7 protein-coding genes, 1 tRNA gene and 1 pseudogene are annotated in these 7,049 nt (G+C 26.8%); 7 read left to right on the top strand and 2 right to left on the bottom strand.

The genetic code is table 11. From position 1 onward, the window contains the following. Positions 1 to 537: pseudogene (locus BM384_RS14065) on the bottom strand (UDP-N-acetylglucosamine 1-carboxyvinyltransferase); the annotation flags it as partial. A gap of 341 nt (positions 538 to 878) precedes the next feature. Between BM384_RS14065 and BM384_RS14070 the strand changes: the two are divergent. From BM384_RS14070 to BM384_RS14100, 7 genes are all read left to right on the top strand, one after another. Then, the gene (locus BM384_RS14070) at positions 879 to 1,424 is read left to right on the top strand and encodes a hypothetical protein (protein WP_090014513.1); all 546 of its coding nucleotides are present in this window, start codon (positions 879 to 881) and stop codon (positions 1,422 to 1,424) included. A 180-nt stretch (positions 1,425 to 1,604) separates the two neighbouring features. Continuing rightward, positions 1,605 to 2,078 (top strand): dUTP diphosphatase, encoded by a 474-nt coding sequence (locus BM384_RS14075; protein ID WP_090014515.1) that lies wholly within the window; start codon positions 1,605 to 1,607, stop codon positions 2,076 to 2,078. A 66-nt stretch (positions 2,079 to 2,144) separates the two neighbouring features. Then, a complete protein-coding gene (locus BM384_RS14080; protein WP_090014516.1) occupies positions 2,145 to 2,576 on the top strand; it encodes a DMT family transporter in 432 nt (143 codons plus the stop codon). An 18-nt stretch (positions 2,577 to 2,594) separates the two neighbouring features. Continuing rightward, complete coding sequence (locus tag BM384_RS14085) at positions 2,595 to 3,410, top strand: MBL fold metallo-hydrolase (protein WP_090014519.1); 816 nt, start codon at positions 2,595 to 2,597, stop codon at positions 3,408 to 3,410. Between the two features lie 89 nt (positions 3,411 to 3,499). Continuing rightward, positions 3,500 to 4,690, top strand: a complete 1,191-nt coding sequence (locus BM384_RS14090) for a S8 family serine peptidase (RefSeq protein ID WP_090014520.1) — start codon at positions 3,500 to 3,502, stop codon at positions 4,688 to 4,690. A 156-nt stretch (positions 4,691 to 4,846) separates the two neighbouring features. Next, positions 4,847 to 5,848 carry a DnaD domain protein gene (locus tag BM384_RS14095; RefSeq protein WP_090014521.1) on the top strand — a complete coding sequence of 334 codons (1,002 nt, stop codon included), beginning with the start codon at positions 4,847 to 4,849 and terminating at the stop codon, positions 5,846 to 5,848. Continuing rightward, positions 5,841 to 6,824: an ATP-binding protein gene (locus tag BM384_RS14100; protein WP_090014522.1), complete on the top strand. Its 984-nt coding sequence runs from the start codon at positions 5,841 to 5,843 to the stop codon at positions 6,822 to 6,824. The genes BM384_RS14095 and BM384_RS14100 overlap by 8 nt, the downstream gene beginning before the upstream one ends. Before the next feature lie 132 nt (positions 6,825 to 6,956). Here BM384_RS14100 and BM384_RS14105 read toward each other — a convergent pair. Beyond that, positions 6,957 to 7,033, bottom strand: a tRNA-Asp gene (locus BM384_RS14105). Positions 7,034 to 7,049: the final 16 nt, after the last annotated feature.

Genomic DNA, 7,049 nt, shown 5'->3' on the forward strand with positions numbered 1-7,049 from the left:
TTCTGCTAAAGTAGCAGCTATCATAACATTTATTGTTGCACCAACTGATACTACATCAAAGAATATATTTGTACCTACTAATTTATCAGCTTTTAATATAACAGCTCCATGTTCAATTACAACATCTGCTCCTAACGCTTCAAAACCTTTAATATGTTGATCTATAGGTCTTACTCCAATAGGACATCCTCCTGGAAGTTGTACCTTTGCTTGCTTAAATCTTGTTAACAATGCACCTATGAAATAATAAGATGCTCTCATCCTTCTAACATCATCTGTACATGCATCGAAATTACTTACATTACTACTATCTATCTCTAACGTGTTATTATCTATTTTATTTACTATACACCCTAAACTCTTTAATATACGCTCTAAACAATGAACGTCTTCGATATCAGGTATATTATCTATTATACATTTTCCTTTACTTGCAACTACTGTAGCTGGTAAAATAGCTACAGCCGCATTTTTAGCTCCATTTATTTCTACAGAGCCTTTAAGAGCCTTGCCTCCGTTAATTACCAATCTTTCCATCCAATTTCACCCTTATTCACAGATTATATATACTAAAATTCCCATTTTTCATATCTATATCCAAAAATATTTAATACTAACCCTATAGCTTAGATTGCATCCTAAGCCTATCCTACTCATTATATCATAAACTATAATAATTTAAATAGATTTTTTAATCCAATTTTTATATGTACAAACTTATAATTACATCTTTTTTTATTTTTAATATTTACTTTTATTTAAAATGACAAAATATCTTTTGATAATAATTCTATTTTTTTATATATGGTAATATGTTATAATTTATAGTAAAGTTTACATACTTTTATGATTAATTTTTTAAAATTGCGAGGTTTTTTATGAAATATTATATTGTTGCATTATTTGATGATGATTCGTATGAAATAATAAATCCAATACAAAAAAATCTGTCTAGAAAATTTAAAGGCAATAGACATTCTCCGCAGCCATATATAGCATTAAATGTATTAGATAATCCTAACATGGAGAAATTATGTGCAGTACTTGAAAAAACAATTAAACCTTATAAAAAATTTAAAGTTGAATTATGTGATGATGTTATGATAAATGAGAATATGAAAACAGTAAACTTGAAAATTCTTAATGAGGGGTATATAACAAAAATTTCTCGTTCCTTAAAAGAAACTCTTAATCTTCATGGTATATATTCTAAAAGCCATCAAGATACTCCTCTTTCTATATCATTAGCAAACTTAACGTATTTTAATAAAGATAATAAGCGTTATAAAAATGATATGACTTGTGATATAGTAAAAAACTCTGATAAAAGTATAACTTTAAAAGTAAGCAAATTTGAAATTTGGAAAGTTTCTAATAGTAAAAGAGAAACTTGTTTAAAATCATATACATTAAAAACATTTTAACGATAAATATTCCTTAATATAAGAAGTTTTATTAAATCTAGCAATATAATTTAGTAAAACTTCTTATTTTTCAGATTTTTTTAATTTTTATTTTTTTGTATTCGTTTACTCCTCTTTTATTTGTTTTTAAGATTTTGTAAAATAGAAAAAGATGATTGCCTTAATTGAGGGGGAAAATTTATGCATATTGCAAAGTTATTTGAAATTGAAAGTAAATCTGATAATAAGTTATTTATTGATAATAGCTTAAGTGAGTACAAAATCATAGCAAGAAAACATGTACAACTTCATATTGCACTAAGTGATCTTGCAAGTGAGACTAAATGTTACCAGTACTGGATTGGTAAACAGAAGAAACTAAACGCTGACGCAATACTAGATAAATATATTTACTGCTTAAAACATATTATATCCTTAGGTCTATATAATTCTTATAATGATATTGATGAGATAGAAATAGAACCTAGTGAATATTGTTTAAGTGATCAGTTTTTGAATTTATACATAGACATAAATGATTTAGTAATCTCACCATCAAAAGATCATTTTATCACACTAATAGAAGATTATTTAAGTCTGGGAATTAGTTTAGGCTTTACAGAAGAACTAATCACAGATAGTTTTAGTAATTGTAAAAAACAGTTAGCTCTCTAATTATTAGAGAGCCTTTTTTATATAAAATTATTTCCTGGGAATAATATTATTGAGGTGATAAGTTATATGATTTCAATAATTATAGCTATAATTTCAGGAATTGCTATGAGCGTACAAGGTGTTTTTAATACCCGATTAGGAGAAAAAATAGGGGTGTGGGAAACCAATGTATTTGTACAGTTAACTGGATTAATAATGACATTAATTATTTTATTTTTTTCAGGTAACGGTAATTATCAAGAGCTAAGAAATGCCAATAAGCTCTATTGGTTAGGTGGTATTTTAGGTGTTGTTATTACTTATACAGTAATGTTTAGTATAGGAAATTTAGGACCTACATATGCAATTGGGATAATTTTAATTGCTCAACTTTTATCTGCTGCATTAATTAATGCCTTTGGCTTATTTGATACTGAAAAAATTAATTTTACCTTAAAAGAATGTATAGGTGTTGCAATTATGCTCCTTGGTATTATAGTATTTAAATGGGAAAAATAATTGAAGGAGTAATATCTAATGAATATTTTAAAAAATATAGTCTTTCTATCCAATTTAATTTATAACAATATTAAAGAATACTTCAATAAGAGAGAATCAGTATCTTCAGATCCAATATGTGAAAACTCAATAAACTGGTATGGGCATGCTACTGTTATTATTAATCTTAATAATAAAACTATAATTACCGACCCTGTACTTGGAAATAAAATTGGCTTTTTTAAAAGAGTTGCTGAAAAGCCTTATGATGCATCTAAGATTAAATTTGATTATATTTTATTATCTCATGGTCACATGGATCATTTAGATTTTCCTTCATTAATGAAGCTTAATAAATATGCTACTATTATAGTGCCAAAGGGATACAATAAAATAATGAAGATATTAGGTTTTAAAAAAGTAGTTACTCTAAGACATAATGGAGTATATGAAGATGAAAATATTAAAATATCATCCTTTGAAGCTAATCATGACGGAAGAAGATTTTATTTAGGTATAGATGATGAAAGTCATTCATATCTTATAGAAGGTGCTGATAAAAAGATATTTTTTGCTGGTGATACAGCTTATACAACAAATTATAAAGGGATAGAATGTGATGTGGCTATAATGCCTGTTGGATGTTATAAACCAGATAGATTTACTCATATGCATTGTACACCAGAAGAAAGCTATGAGATGTTTAAAATGCTATTTGCTGATGCTATGATTCCTATTCATTATAAGACTTTTAAAATATCATTGGAAGATTTTGACGATACATATTCTAGATTAAAAAACTTTAATGACCCTAAATTAAAAATAATTAATATTGGGGAAACTTACAAATTATAAAAAACTGGTCTTTGGCCAGTTTTTTATTATGAACAATACCTTAAATATTCATATAATAATATTAAGAAACAATTTGATAGGAAACTGCTATGCTTTTTTATAAAAATAAGTTAGATAAAAATCTCGAGTATTTTATAAATAACAATTGTTATAAGGAATATAGAGTCTTAATAAAGTACGAACATACCTGTAATTCTATTATAAAAAAAATTACCTCTAGCGGAGGATTTCTATATAATTTAAATATTTCAAATGTAATTTGTGCAAAAATTAATAGTAAGCTAATATTAAGATTAATTGAATATCCTGAAGTTAAATATATAACCTTTGATGAATATTTATTCTTATGTGGTATGAGTGTTTCAACTGCTAATAATGTTCATTTTAAACAAGACTTTTCTCTCTCTGGAAATAATATTGGTATAGGAATAATTGATAGCGGAGTTTTTCCTCATCAAGATTTAACATCTCCTTCTAATAGAATCTACTCATTTACTGATTTAATAAATAATCTTTCTTATCCTTATGATGATAATGGTCATGGAACTTGCATCTCTGGTATAATAGCTGGAAATGGAGGGTGTTCTAATGGTTTATATAAAGGAATTGCTCCTCATTCAAAGCTCTATTGTTACAAAGCCTTTGATGCACATGGTAAAGGTTTTGCCTCAGATATACTCTTTGCCTTAGAAAATCTAATATTAAATTCAAAAAATCTTAACATTAAACTTTTATGTCTTCCTTTTGAATTATTAACCCAAAATATATTTATCACTGAACTTTTTAGTGCTACCTTTTCAAAAGCTGTAACTGAAGATATCACTCCTATAGTAGCAAGTGGAAGTATTGATAATTCATCCCACTTTATAAACGGTATTTCAGCTCTACCTTCATGCATAACTGTTGGTGGAATAGATTCTACTAAAACCCTTTCTCCTTATAGATATTCATCTTGTGGAAACTATAAAAAAACTAAAAAACCTGATTTAAGTGCAGCATCATGCAATATAACTTCCTTAAATAGCGATATTTTATATATATCAGAAAATAACGGAATTAAATTATACCCAAATAAACTTGATGCATCTTATAAAGCATTCTCTGGCACCTCACTAGCTGCTGCTTTCATTACAGGCATTTCTGCTTTACTTTATGAAAAAGACCCCTCATTAACCTTTAAAGATGTATTATCCTTATTAAAACTTTCTTGTAATTCTCATGATTTAGATAATACTTCTATAGGTGAAGGTCTAATAGATTTATCCAAGCTGCAACTTTAATCAAAAGGGATATGAGTTATTTTCTCATGTCCCTTTTTTAGATAATTTTTTCAAATTCTATTAATATTGTGATATGATTTTGCCTTTGTTATAATAAATTTTGAATACAATAACTTTCTTTGTATTTAACATTTTTATTAAGGAGAAGATTAAAAAATGAGTACTTTTATGCTTAAAAATTCAAACTTAAAATTCACTCCTGTAAGTAATATTTTTATAGAGAAATATATGCCTAAAGCACGTGGTGAATTTGTTAAGGTTTATCTTCTTATGTTAAAGTACGATACTTCTAATGAGCCTGGAGTTAATGGGGCCGTACTTGCTTCTTCTCTAAATCTTTTAGAATCTGATGTTATGAATGCATTAAATTACTGGAATGATCAAGGTGTATTGCGTTTAACACCTATAGATAAAATGAATAATTTCAATATTGAATTTTTACCTCTTGATGATTTTTGTGAAAGAGAAAAAAATGAGGTTAATCTTCTAGATGCACTAAATAATTCTGAAACAGCTGATATGTTAAGAGATATTGAAAGAATTCTTGGAAGATCTTTATCTTCAAAAGAAATGGAAGTTTATCTTAACTGGCAGAAAGATTTTTCATTTACTTCAGAACTTATTCTTATATTAATTGAATATTGTGTATCTAAAGGAAAGAGCGATTATAGATATATTGAAAAAGTAGCTTTAGGATGGCATGACTTAGGAATAAAGACAATAGATGAAGCTCAAACCCTTATTAAACAAAATGAAGATAAATGGATAAAGATACGAGAAATTCTTAGATACCTTGGCATTAAAAATGCTGAAATAATGAAGCCACAAGAAGACTTATTAAATAAGTGGTTATTTACATATGAATTTGATTTAGATCTTATTAAAAAAGCCTGTGATATTTGTTCACAAAGATTAAATAGAGCTGATTTCAAATATATAGATGGTATTTTGACAAAATGGTATAACTCTAATCTAAAAACAATTGAAGAAGTTGATGCTAAGGATAAACAATTCAGGGCATCAAGTAAGCCAAAATATTATGGGAATAGTAATAACAATAAAACAAATAATGGTTTAGGCTTTAATAACTTTGAACCTAGAACCTATGATTATGATTCCCTTGAAAAAAGATTGTTAGGATGGGATAAAGATGATTAATGGATATAAATCTAAATTAGATAGCATTTATAGTAAAATACGTGAAGATGAAGCCAGAAATTTACAAAGAAGATTTGAAGAAATAAAAAATCTATCCCCTGAAATCGTTAATCTTGATAACGAAATAAAGAAACTTTCTGTACATCTATCTCTTGCTATTTTAAAATCTAATAACCCAGAAAAGGTAGTACAAGAATATAAAGATAAAATAACTGATTTACGAGCTGAAAAATGTGAAATGCTTGTAGCAAAAGGATATGACCCAGACTATCTATCACTACATTATCAATGTAATAAGTGTAAGGATACTGGTTTTATAAATAGAGAACCTTGTTCCTGCTACAGACAAAAATTAATTAGCTTATATTATGAAAACTCATTATTAAAGGATACTGTTAAGAATAAAAACTTTGATAACTTTGATATGTCATTATTTTCTCAGCATAAAATTGGTGATGAAAAATACTCTCCAAGAAAAAATATGGAGAATATCTTAAATTTTATTTTAAAAGAATATCTTCCAAAGTTTGATTTCATTGATACTAATTTATTATTTTACGGAAACCCTGGAAGTGGTAAAAGTTATCTTTCATATTGCATTGCTAAAGCATTATTAGATACTGGTCATTTAGTTGTTTATAAAACATCTGATGAATTAATAAGTGATTTAAGAAAAATAAGGTTTAACAATGATAAACATTTAGAAGAATTATTAACTAGCTGTGATCTTCTTATTATAGATGACTTAGGTGCTGAACAAAGAAATGATTTTTCAATTACAGAATTATTTAATCTTTTAAACAAAAGACTTTTAAATAACAAAAAAATGCTTATATCTACAAACCTTTCACTTTCGGATATAACTAAACTTTATAGTGAACGTATATATTCAAGATTAATAGGTGACTTTAAGCTTTGCAAATTCTATTCTGAAGATATTAGAATAACTTTAAATTTAAAAAAGAATAATTATTAAATTAACTGTACAAATAGAGGTATATCTAAATAATTAAATTTAGATATACCTCATTTATATTTTAAATGTCTTATTCATTAATTTTCAATATTTTGATAAAATAAAAAAGCACTAATGCAATTAGTGCTTTAATGGCGACTCAGATCGGGCTCGAACCGACGACTTCCAGCGTGACAGGCTGGCACTCTAACCAACTGAGCTACTGAGCCATATACTTTGGTGGGC

Origin of the sequence: Clostridium sp. DSM 8431 (assembly GCF_900116755.1) — a bacterium.
In the GTDB taxonomy this organism is placed as follows: Bacteria; Bacillota; Clostridia; order Clostridiales; family Clostridiaceae; genus Clostridium.